This is a genomic window from Furfurilactobacillus rossiae DSM 15814 (genome assembly GCF_000428925.1).
GTDB classification, from domain to species: domain Bacteria; phylum Bacillota; class Bacilli; order Lactobacillales; family Lactobacillaceae; genus Furfurilactobacillus; species Furfurilactobacillus rossiae.
Map to the genome: position 1 here is coordinate 87,269 of NZ_KE386820.1, position 16,200 is coordinate 103,468.

The window sequence follows — 16,200 nt, forward strand, 5'->3', positions numbered from 1 at the left end:
CATGGCATTCAATTTGATTCTGATGGGCTTGCCTGGTGCTGGTAAAGGTACGCAAGCACAAAAGATCGACGAAAAATATCAAGTACCGCATATTTCGACGGGGGATATTTTCCGCGAGGCAATGGCTAACAAGACTGAAATGGGACTTGCTGCTAAAGCTTACATTGATAAGGGTGAATTGGTTCCCGATGAAGTCACGAACGGTATTGTTCGTGACCGCCTCAGCCAACAGGACGTTTTAACGAATGGCTTCATGTTGGATGGGTATCCACGGAACTTAGATCAAGCGGCCGCTTTAGATAAAATGTTGGCTGACTCTGATCGTCACTTGGACGCCGTGATTAATATCGACGTTGAACCATCGGTATTGGTTGACCGATTATCTGCACGGTACATTTGCCGTGTATGTGGTGCAACCTATAACCGTATTAGTAACCCGACCAAAGTTGAAGGAACGTGTGACGTTTGTGGGTCGCATGATTTTTATCAACGTGACGATGACAAGCCTGAAACGGTTAAGAATCGTTTGGCGGTGAACATCAAGATGAACACGCCATTGGTTGATTACTATAAGAATCAAAATGTTCTGCACACCATTAACGGCGAACGGGACATTGACCTCGTCTTCAAAGACGTTGCTGACGTGCTTCAGTCAGTTAACGACTAGAGTGTAGTGTTTGCAGTCCCTTTAAGAATGTGATAAACTCTCTTGGTATGGTTTGCGCAATGTTTTTGTAAAGAGGGTGGAAACGGTGGTTTTCGCCGTTTTTCCGTCGTTCGACGCCACCGTATTTATAAAATACTTTTTTAAAAGGGAGGTAAACCTGCTTGGCTAGTGACGTAATTGAAATCGAAGGTACTGTTAAAGAAACGTTGCCTAATGCAATGTTTAAAGTAGAACTTGAAAACGGTCACGAAATCTTGGCTCATGTGTCGGGTAAGATTCGGATGCATTACATTCGTATTTTACCTGGTGATAAGGTAACTGTTGAAATGTCACCTTATGACTTAACAAAGGGTCGGATTACGTACCGTTTCAAGTAATACCTAAGGCCTCATAATTCTGGAGGAAATATCATGAAAGTAAGACCATCAGTTAAACCAATGTGCGAACACTGCCGTGTTATCAAACGTAACGGCCGTGTTATGGTGATTTGCTCAGCAAACCCAAAGCACAAGCAACGTCAAGGTAAATAATTCATATAAAAGGAGGTAATTGTTATGGCTCGTATTGCAGGTGTTGACTTACCACGTGACAAACGGATCGTGATCGGTTTAACTTACATTTTCGGAATCGGTAATACTTCAGCTCAAAAGATTTTGGCTGAAGCTGGTGTTAGCGAAGACGTTCGTGTTCGGGACTTGGCTCCAGAAGACGAAGATAAGATTCGTGCAATTGTTGATAACTACAAGGTTGAAGGAGATCTTCGCCGTGAAGTTAGCTTAAACATCAAGAACTTACAAGAAATTGGTTCATACCGAGGCATGCGTCACCGTCGTGGTTTACCAGTGCGTGGACAACACACTAAGAACAACGCACGGACTCGCAAAGGCCCAGCTAAATCAATTGCTGGTAAGAAGAAGTAATTCAAGATAAAGGAGGTTAGCATTTCTTATGGCAGGTAGAAAAACATCGCGTAAGCGTCGTGTAAAAAAGAACATCGAGTCAGGTGTTGCACATATTCACTCAACGTTTAACAACACTTTAGTTATGATTACTGACGTTCAAGGGAACGCTGTTGCTTGGTCTTCAGCTGGTGCCCTTGGTTTCCGTGGTAGTCGTAAATCCACTCCTTTCGCTGCACAAATGGCCGCTGAAGCCGCAGCTAAAGGCTCTATGGAACATGGTATGAAGACGGTTGAAGTTGCCGTTAAAGGTCCAGGTTCCGGTCGTGAAGCAGCTATCCGTGCTCTGCAGTCAACTGGTCTAGAAGTTACGGCAATTCGTGACGTCACACCAGTGCCGCATAACGGATCTCGTCCTCCAAAGCGTCGTCGTGTTTAATTGATGACATCACTTATTTGGAGTGATGAACATTCATTAATTAACAAGACGAGTTTTGAAAGGGGTAAACAAAAGAATGATCGAATTTGAAAAGCCAAATATTCACAAAATCGATGAAAGTAACAACTATGGGAAGTTCATCGTTGAACCACTTGAACGTGGTTACGGAACAACATTAGGAAATTCGTTACGTCGGATTTTGCTTTCATCTTTGCCTGGTGCTGCTGTCACCAGTATTCAAATCGATGGTGTACTTCACGAGTTCTCAACTGTTGAGGGTGTCGTTGAAGATGTTACACAAATCATCTTGAATATGAAAAAGGTTTCTTTGAAGATGGCGACCGATGAAGAAAAGGGAATGGACATCGACGTTAAGGGTCCTGCGACTGTCACTGCTGGTGATATTCAAACGGATGCTGATGTTGAAGTTATGAACCCTGATCTTTACATCTGCACGGTAGCAGACGGTGCCACTTTCCACATGCACTTAACTGCAAACAAGGGCCGTGGATACGTTTCAGCTGATGAAAACAAAGCTCGTCAGGATGATATGCCAATTGGTGTATTACCAATCGATTCCATTTATACCCCAATCGAACGTGTCAACTACCAGGTTGAAAACACACGTGTTGGTCAACGTGATGACTATGACAAGCTGACATTAGACGTTTGGACTGATGGTTCAATTACGCCTAGTGAAGCAATTAGTCTTGCTGCGAAGATTCTAACTGAACACCTTGCAATGTTTGTTGATTTGACAGATACGGCTAAGAATGCCGAAATCATGGTCGAAAAGGAAGAAACACACAAGGAAAAGATGCTCGAAATGACCATCGAAGAGTTAGACTTGTCTGTTCGTTCGTATAACTGTTTGAAACGTGCTGGTATCAACACGGTTCAAGAGCTGACGGATCGTACTGAAGCCGACATGATGAAGGTTCGTAACCTTGGTCGTAAGTCACTTGAAGAAGTTAAGGCAAAATTGGCTGGCTTAGGTCTTTCTTTGAAACAAGAAGACTAGTCGGACTTATCAACAAAAGGAGGGTTCAAGCATGGGCTACCGTAAATTACAACGTACTAGTTCACAACGTAAGGCTTTGTTACGCGATTTAACAACCAGTTTGATTGTTAATGGCCGGATCGAAACAACCGAAGCACGCGCCAAGGAAGTTCGTAAGACCACAGATCAAATGATTACTTGGGGTAAGCAAGGCGACTTGCATGCTCGTCGTGAAGCAGCTGCTTTCGTTCGTGATGTTGTTGCAGATGTCAAAGAAGACGGTGACAACGTTAAAGCGCAAACTGCATTGCAAAAGTTATTTGATGACTTAGCACCTAAGTTTGCTGAACGTAATGGTGGTTACACTCGGATGTACAAGACTATGCCTCGTCGTGGCGATGCTGCGCAAATGGTTATCTTGGAATTCGTCGACTAATCATTATCTGTTCAATGGTAGTCTGAATAGCTACCCTAAATATATCGACGGATATATTTAGTATTTGAATATTCAAAATAATCACTAGTGTCAATGGTATAAAGCGTTATGATGATGGCGATCGCGTTCGCCCAGTCTAGCTTGAATGAGTTTTTTGCTCGTGCCGTGATGCTAAGTGATTTTTTTGTACATAGAATTAATTGATTACACGAGTTTACTAGTGGTTTCAGCGTTGCTTGCGTATTGGTCTAGTTTTCGCTAAAATAGTGCGGTATTATTCGTTTTATAGTGAGGTGAAGACTGAGTGCAAACCAAACATGCGAAGTTAATTACAGGTCTTGTAGTTGTCCTACTGGCAGTGCTTGCACTCGGGGCAACCGCTATTACAACTATTAACGCTCAACGACGTCACGAAGAACATGAATCACGTTTACGTCGGCTAAGTGAGCGAGCGGCCAAGGTATTACCTAAAGAAGCATTTAAACCTGGCGCATATACGTTGAGTGAAAGTCATTACGTTGACGGCTACCGCGTGTTCGCTGTTGTTAACGTTGATGAACATGGACAACTTGTCAATGTCGCTTTTAATCAACTTGATCAATTTGGATTGAATAATCCAGCGACTGCAACCGATATTACCCGCTGGAATACGGCACTGCTTAAAGAACCTAATGTCGCAAAACTGTCTTTAAAACACGGTAATAAACAGTGTTTTCAGTTATATCAAAATTATATGGGGCGTTTGATTCACGCTGCACATACCGGCGAACAACACCAGTTTAAAATTAACAACCATGCCAATACGGCAGGAAGTGAGGGAACATCGTGACAAAGATCATTTCAGTTAACGATTTATCTTATCAATATCCCGATGCAGACCGGCCTACATTAAATCATATTTCCTTTGAGGTGAATGCCGGAGAGTGGGTGGCTATCGTTGGTCATAACGGCAGTGGTAAGAGTACTTTAGTTCGTGCTTTGGATGGACTTATTGATTTTAAATCAGGAACAGTTACTGTAGCTGGAACAAAGTTGTCACCAGAATCAGTTTGGTTGGTACGTGAACACATAGGCATGGTGTTTCAGAACCCGGACAATCAGTTTGTTGGCGCCACGGTGGCCGATGATGTGGCCTTCGGCTTGGAAAATGCGGGGGTACCGCGTCCTGAGATGCAACAACGTGTTCAAGACGCTCTAGAAGCTGTCGATATGTGGCAGTTTGCAGAACGTGAGCCCAGCCGGTTGTCAGGCGGGCAAAAGCAACGGGTGGCCCTAGCAGGAATCATTGCGATGAACCCCAGTATTATTGTATTGGATGAGGCAACTAGTATGCTGGATCCTCACGGGCGGCAGACGGTGTTGTCTGTATTGCAACATCTTCGTCGTTCTAATCAAGCACCGACCATTTTATCAATCACTCATGATTTAAGTGAGGCCGCACAAGCGCAACGACTGCTAGTTATGGATAACGGCCAGTTGATTAGTGAAGGGACACCGCGCGCTATTTTCAGTGACGAACAATTACTTGAGTCCACGGGGCTAGACTTACCGTTTAGCACAAAATTGAGCCAACAATTGGCTAAACAAGGACTAATCGCCCCGAAACATTACTTAACAGACGACGAGTTGGAGGATTGGTTATGGCAATTACATTTGACCATGTAAACTATATGTACCAGCCCAACTCGCCGTTTGAGGCAGTCGGGCTAAGCGATGTTAGTTTCACTGTTCCTAGTGAATCGTTTACTGCGATTATTGGTCATACAGGGAGTGGCAAAAGTACACTTGTTCAGCACTTGAATGGTTTACTTAAGCCTACAAGTGGCACGGTTACAGTGGATGATTTTCAGTTAACTGCTAAAACAACAAATAAACACCTGAAGTCACTTCATCAACATGTTGGGATGGTGTTTCAATTCCCTGAAAATCAGTTATTTGACCAAACGGTGGAGCGTGACATCGCGTTTGGTCCCCTTAACTTTGGCTTCACTAATGAAGAGGCAATGAGTTTGGCACATCAGGCGGCTCATGACGTTGGGTTACCGGATGAGTTGCTAAACCGTTCACCATTTGAGTTGTCTGGTGGACAGATGCGGCGCGTTGCCATTGCTGGCGTTTTAGCCAGTCAACCGCGCGTGCTTGTTTTAGATGAGCCAACGGCCGGGTTAGACCCACGCGGACGAGCTGAAATGATGGCCATGTTTGCTAAGTTGAAAGCTGACCAACAACTGACGGTTATCTTAGTGACGCACCAAATGGATGATGTTGCTGACTATGCGGATCAGGCGCTAGTGATGGCACATAGTAATTTGATTAAGGCAGGCACACCTGCTGAAATTTTTGCCAATCCTGAATGGGTAAAAGCACAGCAATTGGCATTACCAACAGCTGCTAATTTTGCGCAACACTTAGTGACTCGTGGTTTTGAATTTGACTCGTTGCCGTTAACGGCTGAACAGCTGGCAATACAGTTGCGTGGTCAGTTACCGAAGGAGGGACGTTAATGCTTGAGCAACTGACGCTCGGACGTTATATTCCCGGCCATTCATGGTTACATCGGTTAGATCCACGAGCTAAGTTGGTGTTGGCTTGTTATTTTATTGTGATCGCCTTTTTAACCACAAATTGGTTAACTTATGTGTTGATGTTTGCCTTTATTGGCGGCGTTATCTTTTTAACAGGACTGAGTTTCAGCTATTTTGTGCGTGGTATTGGTCCACTGATTTGGTTGATTGTGTTCACGGCAATTTTGCAATTACTGTTTACGCCAGGCGGGCATATTTACTGGCATTGGGGTATTTTAATGATTACCTCCACGGGGATTCAAACGTCCACAGCAGTTTTCTTACGTTTTCTGTTAATTATAACGATGGCAACGGTGCTCACGTTGACGACGGCGCCATTGGCGATTGCGGACGGCGTAGAAGCGCTTTTGCGACCGTTGCGGGTTATTCACTTCCCAGTGGCCCAAACGGCTCTCATGCTCTCTGTGGCGCTTCGGTTTGTACCGACATTGTTGGATGAAGCGCAGACAATTATGAATGCGCAGCGTGCACGTGGAGTGGAGTTTAATAATGGTGGTTTAATCAAGCGTTTGAGGGCAATTGTCCCATTGTTGATTCCGCTTTTTGTCGGGGCCATTGGACGAGCCGACGATTTAGCGACGGCCATGGAGTCACGTGGTTATCAAGGCGCCACTAACCGCACGCGTTACCGGGTACTGAAGTGGCATAACGCCGACACGATAGCAGTTGTTGTCATTCTTGTGTTAAATGTTGTTCTCGTTGTGTTGCGTCACATGTAAAAACGTTTCTAGAAAACTAGGGAGGTCGGTAATGAGTCAACGCTACAAAGTTGTTATTGAATATGACGGTACTGATTTTGCCGGCTTTCAGGTTCAGCCTCATCAGCGGACCGTTGAATCTGTTTTAACGAAAGTGGTAAATCAGATTGCGAAAAATCCTCAACCAGCCATTCAGGTTTTTGGATCGGGGAGAACAGATGCTGGGGTACATGCTCACGGGCAGGTGATCCACTTTGATTTGCCAAAGCCGATTCCGGCTCCTAATTTACGGTTAGCGCTCAATAGTATGTTTCCGCTTGATATGGCAGTGGTGAGTGTTGAAGAGGTTGATGATACGTTTCATGCCCGTTTTTCAACGCATGGCAAACGTTATCGTTACATCGTTTCCAATACGCCGTTTGTCGATCCATTCAAACGGAACTATACTGGACACTATAAATATCCGTTAAACCTCGACAGGATGCAGACGGCGAGCCGTGATTTGATTGGTGAGCATGATTTCACCAGTTTCGTGGCCTCAGGTAGCCAAGCCAAGTCAAATATACGAATGATTTATGATGTTCAAGTTCACGAGCGTCCTGAAGATCATGAGTTTGTGTTTGATTTTTACGGTAGTGGTTTTCTCTATAATCAAGTTCGTATTATGGTAGCGTTGTTGTTACAAATTGGTAATGGGCGTCGTCCGGTTAATGACATTCCACGGGTGCTGGCGGCTAAAGACCGTGAGGAAGCGCGTGAAACGGCACCGGCTAGCGGTTTGTATCTGGAATCTGTGCTGTATGACAAACACGTTTCAGATGAAAATAACAATTGACTTATGAGGGGCAGGACAGTACACTATTACTTGGTATTGTTTGCCCCACGATAAGCCCCGGAAAGTTTTATCGAGTGTCAAACAGACAAGAAATTGGAGGAAAATACCGTGCGTACAACATATTTAGCAAAACCAGGTGAAGTAGACCGTAAATGGTACGTGGTTGACGCCACAGACGTTCCTTTGGGACGCTTAAGTTCAGTCGTTGCTTCTATTCTTCGAGGCAAGAACAAGCCAACATTTACCCCTAATGTGGATACGGGTGACTTTGTCATTGTTCTTAATGCTTCAAAAGTGGGCTTGACTGGTAAGAAAGCCACAAACAAGATTTACTATCACCACTCAAACCATCCAGGTGGTTTGAAGTCACGCACTGCAGGTAACTTTCGTGATGAAAACCCAATTCGGTTGATTGAAACTTCCGTTAAGGGCATGTTGCCAGCAGGTACGCTTGGTCACAAACAACTGCTTAAGCTTCACGTTTATGCAGGTGACCAACATGATCAAGCTGCACAACAGCCAGAAGTTTTGGATATTACTAAATTAATCTAAGGGGGAAATCACATTGGCTACTGTTCAATACGCCGGCACAGGTCGTCGGAAAAACTCAGTTGCTCGGGTTCGCTTAGTTCCCGGCACTGGTAAAATTACCATGAATGGTAAGGATATTGAAGACTACATTCCATTCGCTAACTTGCGTGAAGTGGTTGTTCAACCATTTGCTGCAACAGAAACGACTGGTAATTACGATGTTATGGTTAACGTCAATGGTGGTGGCTTCTCCGGTCAAGCCGGTGCCACTCGTCACGGTATTGCCCGTGCTTTACTGACGGTTGACCCTGATTTCCGTTCAGCTCTGAAGAGCGCAGGTCTTTTGACTCGTGATGCTCGGATGAAGGAACGGAAGAAGCCCGGTCTTAAAAAGGCCCGTAAAGCTTCACAATTCTCAAAGCGTTAATCTTATCATTATCGACTTTGGATTCAAAAAGAACCTGCCAATTGGCGGGTTCTTTTTGTATTGGATATTTAAGGGGACTTGTGAATGGAAAAATGTCAAATACATTACACTTGATTTCTTTTTTGTATTAATGATGCACTCACGTTATTTTTTAAGTAAAATGTATAAATGTATTAGAATAATCGACAAATGTCATTTTAAGGAGATTCATTTTGGAAAACAAACCTCATTTTGGACCACGTACAAGTGCAGCCAACAAAGAAAAAGTAAATAAAGAAGTTCAAAGTGAACCAATTGCAGAGGCAGAACAAGAAGTAAAGATTGGGGTTCATGACAATCAGGGTAGAAAAAAGAATGGTTCATTTCATTGGTTTATTGAAATTTTCAAGCTGCAATCTCGCAGTTTTTGGATAACGAATTATCTGCTCTCCCTTTTGGCCGTGTTCTTCTACGCAGGAATGGTTCCACTATGGTCAGTTCCTCTTGATTTTATTTTCTATCCAATTACAGTAACAATTCTGGGTGAAACAGTTAAAATGATGGGATTAAAGGAAAATATTCTTTACTCACTTATCGTCGGTACAAATGGTTCCGTTTTTCTTAGTGGCAGTGGTTTTGGGGTTATAGTTTATTGGTTACTATGGCTGTTTTTCTTTAGCATTCGGTTTGGTTTGAGCTTTATTTTGGGAATCATTGGGTTGGCTTATATGCTTGTTCAAGCAAAAAAAATGGATTTATAGTTAGAAAATTAATTTAGGAGTTTAGTATGAAGCATGCATATAGTGTTGGAATGGGGTTTAGGAAGCACACGTTTGAGGATGCCGTTATTAAGTGCTCCGATGGGGATGTCATTCTTGTTGATCCAGGTGTATATACATTACCTGACTGGTTTGAAGTTGGCTCGTTAAAAATTATCGGAAAAGGTGATGGACCAGCCGATGTGGTTCTTAAGACATCGTTTGTTCTCAGGGATAGTTCTACGTTTGAACTAAATAATGTAAAGGTTCTTACAGAATCTGAAAAGCGCAATTGTATTTATGCTGGCAATTTTTCAAAAATCAAACTGAGTAACGTAATTATAGAAAGTGTTGTTAAAAATTATCCATCGGTTTATTTGAAATCGGCAGAGCTTCAAAGTGACAGTTCACGCTTTATACATCGTGACACTAGAAAAACACCGTCTATTTTTGCTTCGGAAAAGAGTGTTGTGACTGTTAAACAAGTTGATATGGATTCTCTTAGAGCTAGTCATTCAGAAATCAATATAGAAAAGTCGCAAATACGTGTTTGGACCATATTGAGTAAAAATAGTGAGATGCAAGCGGACTATTTGTATACGCAAAATACAGAAGAAAACATTTATATACTATCCGTATTATCTAATTCGATAGGTTCTATTTCTAATCTGATTTTGCCAAGCGGCTACTCTATAGTTCGTGTCGTTTCGTCTAAATTGGATGTAAAAAGGAATAATATTGATGATAAGCATCGTTTAGCCTGCGATTCGTCTGAAAAAGCCATTGTTGAAGTTTGGGGCATTGAATATAAGAAAACTGAAAAACAACAAGAAACTCAGAATGCTAAGATAGTGCCTAAAGCACGAGCGAAGTTTCAACCTGCCGAAAAAGATGAAAATAAAGAAAATAATTCCTTTGAGAAACAGAATCATAAAAATGAACGAGCAATAGATGAAATTGACAAGATGGTAGGGCTCCGCAGTGTAAAAAAGACAGTCCACGACTTTATTGATATGGCTGTATTTAATAAACAAAGGGCTCAACAAGGTCTTGAGCCTATAAGTCAGTCATATCACTCTCTTTTTCTTGGTAATCCGGGTACAGGTAAAACGACCGTTGCAAGGCTTGTAGCAAGGGCTATGTTTGAAGAAGGAGTAATGCCATCTGATAATTATGTTGAAACAAGTAGGCAAAATTTAGTTGCACAGCATGTCGGTGGGACAGCAATACAAACGCAATCAATTTTGGAAGAGGCAACAGGTGGTGTTCTATTTATAGATGAAGCCTATACATTGTATCAAGAAGGTGGAACTAATTGGGGTCAAGAGGCTATTGACACCATATTAAAATACATGGAAGATCATCGTGATGAATTGATGATAATATTTGCAGGTTATACAAAGCAAATGAAGGATTTTATCAACATGAACCCTGGTCTTTCATCTAGAGCTCCAAATCTATTTGATTTTGAGGACTATACACCGGAAGAAATAAGCGAGATAGGTGTAAAACAATTATTGGACAAATCATTTGATTTTGACAAAGTCTATTATAGCGCTGCAGTTATTAAGTCATATAAAAGAGAAAATGCTTCTTCAAATGGACGTTGGGTGAGAAACTTTAACGACAAATTAATTCGCGTGATGGCCAAAAATTCTATAAAAAACAAAAGTCACGGTATTTCACAAATTTTAAACTCTGATATAGATGAGTTGACTGGTGGAAGTGATAAAGATAAAGCAAATGAAACAGACGTAATTCTGGAACAGTTGAATGAAATGGTTGGGCTTGAAAGTGTGAAAAGTTATGTAGCCAACCTCACGGCTACAATTGTAACCAACAAAAGCCTTTCAGGGAAAATTGTTGAAGAAAAGCCCACATATCATATGGTGTTTTCGGGAAATCCAGGTACAGGTAAAACAACAGTTGCTAGATTGATAGCAAGATTGTTTTATGATTTAGGAATTTTGCCCAAGGATACTGTTTTAGAGGTGAGTCGTGCCGACTTAGTGGGCCGATATATCGGTCAAAGTGAGGAATTAACTAAAAAGGCAGTAAGGGATGCAATGGGTGGTGTCCTATTTATTGATGAAGCCTATCAGTTAACATCTTCGGGATCAGGTAATGATTTTGGCAAACAAGTTGTTGAAACTCTGATTACAGAGTTGGAGAATAATAGAGAGAATTTTATTGTCATTTTTGCTGGTTACACTCAGCAAATGAATGATTTTTTGAATACCAATCCTGGCTTGAAATCCAGAATTCCATTGAATTTGAATTTTCAAGATTATTCAGCATCGGAAATAGCAGAAATAGTTAAAATTCGTTTATCAAAAAATTGGAAGTTTAATAAACCACTTTTGCAGTCGCTCGTGGAGAAAGCTTATTCAGGATTACCTTCAAATGAAAAATCAAATGGACGTTGGGCAAGAAATTTAACTGATAAGATTATTACACATCATAAGATTTGGCTCTCAAAAAATCTTTCAGTAGCCGATCCCACGAACATTGTTGATAGTATATTGGTCGAATGCATTTCTTGAACTGATTTTGTTGGGTAAACTGCTAGATAATGTGGCAGTTGAATTCGATTCAAAAAGAACCTGCCAATTGGCGGGTTCTTTTTGTGCAGAATGGTAATCAATTGAATTGGCACTATCAGCCCCATTGCCGATGAAGTTAGGCTTTAATCATATTTGTTGTTGATTATGTATGTCGAAAGACACGATTAGTAATAGCTCTTCTTTTTGTCAGTTTGACTAATTTGTCTATGGTTCATCCCAATAATGTGTTTTATATTAACAATATGATTTAAATAAGACCCGTTAGTCAAGCGGTTTAAGACACCGCCCTTTCACGGCGGTGACATGGGTTCGAGTCCCATACGGGTCATTTTATTGGGATATAGCCAAGTGGTAAGGCAACGGACTTTGACTCCGTCATGCGCTGGTTCGAATCCAGCTATCCCAAGTTTGCAAACATACTAATACGCCTTGTTAAGATTTTTGAGTTTTAATGGGGCGTCGTTGGTATGTTTTTTTCTTTCTGTCTTTGTTTATACATATCTCGCGTTATGTCTATACAGAAAAATGAGTTTGTGGAACATCATGTAATTAGATTTTAAAAGATGGGAGACAAGGCATGAAAACAGCTAAGGAAGCGCTTGCGAAATCATTAAAAACATTGCTACAAACTCGGTCATTTGATGAAATTGCGGTAAAACAAATTGTTTTAGACAGTGGCGTTAATCGACAGACTTTTTACTATCATTTTCAAGATAAATTTGATTGTTTACAATATCTTTTCTTTAACGAGGCCAGAGATTTAATTCCAGAACAAATATTACTAAGTGAGTGGAAAGCAAGATATTTAAGTGTATTTAGATACTTAGATGTTAATCATAATTTTTGTAGACATGTTGAAGTTTCGTCAGGATATTCTCAACTTTCAGATTTTGTCCTAGATTGTATTAACTTAATCGTACAAGGAATGACTAGAAAAGTATCTGTTAATGCCGCAGATTCTTTTGGATCAGGGAAGGACTTATCAGTATTAGAATATGGACTCCAAGGCGTCATCATGAATTGGTTTAGAGATGGGCTTCGGGAAAATCCGACGCTATTGATTGATGGTGCGGCTAATTTTACAGAAGAACAATTGGAAATTCTGTTGCGTGATAGTCAATGTGTAGACAAATCCGACAAAGTGTCTGGATGTTAGTCATAAATGCGGATATGTCTATGTTATGAATTCGCTTTCAGAAATATGCTCACTGTGTAATAAGGGCACGAAATCAATCTAACGTGCTTTTGAAATATTCGGCAGTTGATAAGGAGCAACATTTATCCGGATATTTAAACAAACACAGAAAGGATGTTCTTAAAGTGGAAAGTAAGGAAAAAGTTACGCCAGTTGATACTGCTAAGGCAAATCAGATAACTGGTTTTCAACTTTTCTCGATGACAACGTCGATGGTTATGACCGTCTACGGTTTTGCGGCCTTCGCTAAGCAAGGGCCGACAGCATTGTTTTTCCTGTTTCTTGCCGGTATTTTGTGGTTTTTACCAGTTACAAGAGCTGCCGGAGAAATGGCGTCGATTGATGGATGGAGTAAAGGAGGAATCTTTACTTGGTCTCGAACAATGTTGGGCGAGAAAACAGGCTGGGCCGCTTTATTTTATCAATGGATTCATATCACTGTTGGCATGAACACCATGATGTACTTTATCATTGGATGTTTATCAATAACCTTAGATTTACCGATTATCAATAATAATCCAGCAGTTAAATTTATTTTAATGATGATTTTACTTTGGGGCCTTATTCTATTGCAACAAAGGGGGACAAAGGTGACTGGGAAAATTGCGCAATGGTGTTTTTCCTTGGGTGTTATTATTCCAGTATTCTTCCTTTTGATTTTGTTTGTAACTTATTTGGTGCAAGGAAACCCAATGTTGATTCGGATTAATTTTTCTACCATTTTGCCTAAGAGTTGGACAGGTAGCGTATTAGTTGGATTTGTGCCATTTATTTTGGCCTTCGCCGGTGCTGAAGGCTCTGCACCGCATGTTAAGGATCTAAATAAGCCAAAAGTGTACCCCAAGGTAATGCTTGCCTTAGCATTTGCAGCCATTCTTTCAGATATTATTGGATCTATGGCGATTGCGGGCACCATTCCGAATAAGCAAATTCAATTAAGTACAGGTATTGTTTACGCTTATGGTGCGCTGGTTAAACGCTTCGGCTTTGGTGTTGTGTTTATTGAAAAGCTAACTGGTTTGCTACTAGCCATAGGGGTAACTGGAGAAATTAGTAGTTGGGTTGTTGGTCCCAATGCAGGGATGTTTGAAGCCGCAAAAGCTGGCTTCCTACCACCGCGTTTTTCAAAAGCTAACAAATATGGTATCGAAACCAATGTCATGATTTTACAGGGAGTCATTGTTTCAATCATGGGAGCCTTGTTGACATTTGGTGCTGGGGGCAACAAAGCTAACCTGTCATTTCAAACTGCTATGAGTCTCACGGTTGCTCTCTATACGTTGATGTATATGTTGATGTTTGTCAGCTACATCGTCTTACAGCTTAAACATGACGATTTACACCGAACATTCTTTGCCTCTAGAAGTAAGACATTACGCCTTATTTATGGAACTTTAGGATTTGTCCTTTCAGCATTTGGTTTTGTCGTTACGTTCTTTCCACCAGCAGCATTGTCTGCGGCTTCGAAACATACGTACATGGTGTTGCTACTAAGCGCGTTTGTCGTTGTGTTCTTTATTCCGTTCATTTTATACGCTTATCACAAACGATGGGCATCAGAGCTTGGTATTGATATTGAAAATCAATCCGCAAAGGCAACAGCAACGGAAACCGAACACGCAGGTACTTCAGAACAACATAACAACTAGATTTAAAAGAAAAGGAGAAAATCATATCTTGAATAGATATGATGGTGACAAATTATGGATAAAAACATTGAACTTGAAGAATCCTTTTTAGGTAGCGTAGAAGCAGGAAAGTCATTGCCAACGGATACATTACCTGAAGAACCGATGGATGCAGATATTGCCGAACAATTGGTTCAACATTATCGTTTGAACGAAGCAAAGGCTAATCAAAACTTGGCGACCTTTTGTACTACACAGATGGAACCACAAGCAGACAGACTGATGACTGATGCACTCAATACTAATGCAATTGACAAATCAGAATATCCTAAGACAGCGGCTATGGAGAGTTACTGTGTTAGCATGATTGCGCATTTATGGCATGTCGGCGAAGGCAAGAAGATGTATAAAGACTTTATTGGTACATCAACCGTTGGTTCCTCAGAAGGATGCATGCTTGGGGGATTGGCTTTACTGATGTCATGGAAAAACCGTGCCAAGGCTGCTGGTTTTGATATTGAAGACTTGCATGTTCACAAGCCTAACTTGGTTATTATGTCTGGCTATCAAGTTGTTTGGGAAAAGTTCTGTACTTACTGGAATGTAGACATGCGTCAGGTACCGATTGATCAAAACCACATGTCACTAGATACAGATCACGTTATGGATTACGTTGATGACAACACAATTGGAATTATCGGAATTCAAGGCATCACGTACACAGGGGCCGTTGATGACATTGAAAAGTTGGACCAATTGGTTACTGAATATAATAAAACGGCTACACTTCCAGTTCGAATTCACGTTGACGCCGCTTTTGGGGGCTTGTTCGCACCATTTGTTGATGGGTTTAAACCATGGGATTTTCGTTTGAAGAATGTTGTCTCAATCAATGTCTCAGGACACAAGTATGGCATGGTTTATCCTGGTATTGGTTGGGTCGTATGGCGTGAAAACACCACTGATGTTTTGCCTAAAGAAATGCGATTTGAAGTTGCATATTTAGGTGATAAAGTCGACTCGATTGCAATCAACTTCTCCCATAGTGGCGCACATATTACCGGTCAATACTATAATTTCATTCGGTTTGGTCTAACCGGATACAAGGCAATCATGAACAATGTTCGCAAGGTTTCCCTAAAGCTGACTGACGAACTGAAAAAGTTTGGAATTTTCGAAATTTTAAATGATGGTTCCCAATTACCAATTAATTGTTGGAAGTTAAAGGATGGCTTAGATCAAAATTGGGACTTATACGATTTGGAAGACGCATTGGCTAAGTACGGTTGGCAAGTGCCGGCATATCCACTTCCTAAGGACCGTGATGATGTTATCATTAGCCGAATTGTTGTCCGTCCTTCCATGACCATGACAATCGCGGATGATTTTATCGATGATTTGAAATTGGCTATCAACAATCTTAACAAAGCCAAATTGGTTCATTCTGATCCAGAAACAGTTAAGATGACTGATACAGTGGCGTCACATTAGTCACTTAAGTTAAATAGCGGCCTCTCTAAATGAGAGGTCCAATACATAAATGAGGAAAGGGGCTTTAA

General features: G+C 41.3%; 19 protein-coding genes and 2 tRNA genes. All 21 read left to right on the top strand.

Annotated features, from left to right (window positions below):
- The first annotated feature begins 1 nt into the window (after position 1).
- Positions 2-667, top strand: a complete 666-nt coding sequence (locus G400_RS0113535; RefSeq protein ID WP_017262671.1) for an adenylate kinase — start codon at positions 2-4, stop codon at positions 665-667.
- A 161-nt stretch (positions 668-828) separates the two neighbouring features.
- A complete protein-coding gene (infA, locus tag G400_RS0113540) occupies positions 829-1,044 on the top strand; it encodes a translation initiation factor IF-1 (protein WP_017262672.1) in 216 nt (71 codons plus the stop codon).
- A 33-nt stretch (positions 1,045-1,077) separates the two neighbouring features.
- Positions 1,078-1,197, top strand: a complete 120-nt coding sequence (gene rpmJ / locus G400_RS16200; protein WP_081495882.1) for a 50S ribosomal protein L36 — start codon at positions 1,078-1,080, stop codon at positions 1,195-1,197.
- A gap of 24 nt (positions 1,198-1,221) precedes the next feature.
- On the top strand, positions 1,222-1,587 hold the full coding sequence (gene rpsM, locus G400_RS0113545; RefSeq protein ID WP_017262673.1) for a 30S ribosomal protein S13: 366 nt from the start codon (positions 1,222-1,224) through the stop codon (positions 1,585-1,587).
- 28 nt (positions 1,588-1,615) lie between these two features.
- Positions 1,616-2,005: a 30S ribosomal protein S11 gene (gene rpsK, locus G400_RS0113550; RefSeq protein ID WP_017262674.1), complete on the top strand. Its 390-nt coding sequence runs from the start codon at positions 1,616-1,618 to the stop codon at positions 2,003-2,005.
- A 76-nt stretch (positions 2,006-2,081) separates the two neighbouring features.
- Positions 2,082-3,026, top strand: a complete 945-nt coding sequence (locus tag G400_RS0113555) for a DNA-directed RNA polymerase subunit alpha (protein ID WP_017262675.1) — start codon at positions 2,082-2,084, stop codon at positions 3,024-3,026.
- Positions 3,027-3,057: 31 nt separating this feature from the next.
- Entirely contained in the window at positions 3,058-3,441 is a 384-nt protein-coding gene (gene rplQ / locus G400_RS0113560; protein ID WP_017262676.1) for a 50S ribosomal protein L17, read from the top strand.
- Between the two features lie 304 nt (positions 3,442-3,745).
- A complete protein-coding gene (locus G400_RS0113565; RefSeq protein WP_017262677.1) occupies positions 3,746-4,270 on the top strand; it encodes a hypothetical protein in 525 nt (174 codons plus the stop codon).
- Entirely contained in the window at positions 4,264-5,106 is an 843-nt protein-coding gene (locus G400_RS0113570; protein WP_081495883.1) for an energy-coupling factor ABC transporter ATP-binding protein, read from the top strand. Before G400_RS0113565 ends, G400_RS0113570 begins: the two co-directional genes overlap by 7 nt.
- Positions 5,082-5,945 (top strand): energy-coupling factor ABC transporter ATP-binding protein, encoded by an 864-nt coding sequence (locus G400_RS0113575; protein ID WP_017262679.1) that lies wholly within the window; start codon positions 5,082-5,084, stop codon positions 5,943-5,945. Before G400_RS0113570 ends, G400_RS0113575 begins: the two co-directional genes overlap by 25 nt.
- Positions 5,945-6,745 carry an energy-coupling factor transporter transmembrane component T family protein gene (locus G400_RS0113580; RefSeq protein WP_017262680.1) on the top strand — a complete coding sequence of 267 codons (801 nt, stop codon included), beginning with the start codon at positions 5,945-5,947 and terminating at the stop codon, positions 6,743-6,745. The genes G400_RS0113575 and G400_RS0113580 overlap by 1 nt, the downstream gene beginning before the upstream one ends.
- A 31-nt stretch (positions 6,746-6,776) precedes the next feature.
- On the top strand, positions 6,777-7,559 hold the full coding sequence (gene truA, locus G400_RS0113585; protein WP_017262681.1) for a tRNA pseudouridine(38-40) synthase TruA: 783 nt from the start codon (positions 6,777-6,779) through the stop codon (positions 7,557-7,559).
- Positions 7,560-7,667: 108 nt separating this feature from the next.
- Complete coding sequence (gene rplM, locus G400_RS0113590) at positions 7,668-8,111, top strand: 50S ribosomal protein L13 (protein ID WP_017262682.1); 444 nt, start codon at positions 7,668-7,670, stop codon at positions 8,109-8,111.
- A gap of 13 nt (positions 8,112-8,124) precedes the next feature.
- A complete protein-coding gene (gene rpsI, locus G400_RS0113595) occupies positions 8,125-8,517 on the top strand; it encodes a 30S ribosomal protein S9 (RefSeq protein ID WP_017262683.1) in 393 nt (130 codons plus the stop codon).
- A 212-nt stretch (positions 8,518-8,729) separates the two neighbouring features.
- The gene (locus G400_RS0113600) at positions 8,730-9,257 is read left to right on the top strand and encodes a hypothetical protein (RefSeq protein ID WP_017262684.1); all 528 of its coding nucleotides are present in this window, start codon (positions 8,730-8,732) and stop codon (positions 9,255-9,257) included.
- Positions 9,258-9,283: 26 nt separating this feature from the next.
- Positions 9,284-11,797, top strand: a complete 2,514-nt coding sequence (locus tag G400_RS0113605; RefSeq protein ID WP_017262685.1) for an AAA family ATPase — start codon at positions 9,284-9,286, stop codon at positions 11,795-11,797.
- A gap of 276 nt (positions 11,798-12,073) precedes the next feature.
- Positions 12,074-12,146 (top strand) — tRNA-Glu (locus G400_RS0113610).
- Positions 12,147-12,152: 6 nt separating this feature from the next.
- A tRNA-Gln gene (locus tag G400_RS0113615) sits at positions 12,153-12,224 on the top strand.
- 171 nt (positions 12,225-12,395) lie between these two features.
- Complete coding sequence (locus tag G400_RS15500) at positions 12,396-12,974, top strand: TetR/AcrR family transcriptional regulator C-terminal domain-containing protein (RefSeq protein ID WP_017262686.1); 579 nt, start codon at positions 12,396-12,398, stop codon at positions 12,972-12,974.
- Positions 12,975-13,138: 164 nt separating this feature from the next.
- On the top strand, positions 13,139-14,662 hold the full coding sequence (locus G400_RS0113625; protein WP_017262687.1) for an amino acid permease: 1,524 nt from the start codon (positions 13,139-13,141) through the stop codon (positions 14,660-14,662).
- 54 nt (positions 14,663-14,716) lie between these two features.
- Positions 14,717-16,132 (top strand): glutamate decarboxylase, encoded by a 1,416-nt coding sequence (locus tag G400_RS0113630; protein WP_017262688.1) that lies wholly within the window; start codon positions 14,717-14,719, stop codon positions 16,130-16,132.
- The last annotated feature ends 68 nt before the right edge of the window (positions 16,133-16,200 follow it).

Excerpts from the sequence above, each read along its gene's own strand:
- rpsK (WP_017262674.1), top strand. The coding sequence starts at position 1,616 with ATGGCAGGTAGAAAAACATCGCGTAAGCGTCGTGTAAAAAAGAACATC.
- G400_RS0113630 (WP_017262688.1), top strand. The coding sequence starts at position 14,717 with ATGGATAAAAACATTGAACTTGAAGAATCCTTTTTAGGTAGCGTAGAA.
- truA (WP_017262681.1), top strand. The coding sequence starts at position 6,777 with ATGAGTCAACGCTACAAAGTTGTTATTGAATATGACGGTACTGATTTT.
- rpmJ (WP_081495882.1), top strand. The coding sequence starts at position 1,078 with ATGAAAGTAAGACCATCAGTTAAACCAATGTGCGAACACTGCCGTGTT.
- G400_RS0113555 (WP_017262675.1), top strand. The coding sequence starts at position 2,082 with ATGATCGAATTTGAAAAGCCAAATATTCACAAAATCGATGAAAGTAAC.
- G400_RS0113575 (WP_017262679.1), top strand. The coding sequence starts at position 5,082 with ATGGCAATTACATTTGACCATGTAAACTATATGTACCAGCCCAACTCG.
- rplQ (WP_017262676.1), top strand. The coding sequence starts at position 3,058 with ATGGGCTACCGTAAATTACAACGTACTAGTTCACAACGTAAGGCTTTG.
- G400_RS0113605 (WP_017262685.1), top strand. The coding sequence starts at position 9,284 with ATGAAGCATGCATATAGTGTTGGAATGGGGTTTAGGAAGCACACGTTT.
- G400_RS15500 (WP_017262686.1), top strand. The coding sequence starts at position 12,396 with ATGAAAACAGCTAAGGAAGCGCTTGCGAAATCATTAAAAACATTGCTA.
- G400_RS0113535 (WP_017262671.1), top strand. The coding sequence starts at position 2 with ATGGCATTCAATTTGATTCTGATGGGCTTGCCTGGTGCTGGTAAAGGT.
- G400_RS0113580 (WP_017262680.1), top strand. The coding sequence starts at position 5,945 with ATGCTTGAGCAACTGACGCTCGGACGTTATATTCCCGGCCATTCATGG.
- rpsM (WP_017262673.1), top strand. The coding sequence starts at position 1,222 with ATGGCTCGTATTGCAGGTGTTGACTTACCACGTGACAAACGGATCGTG.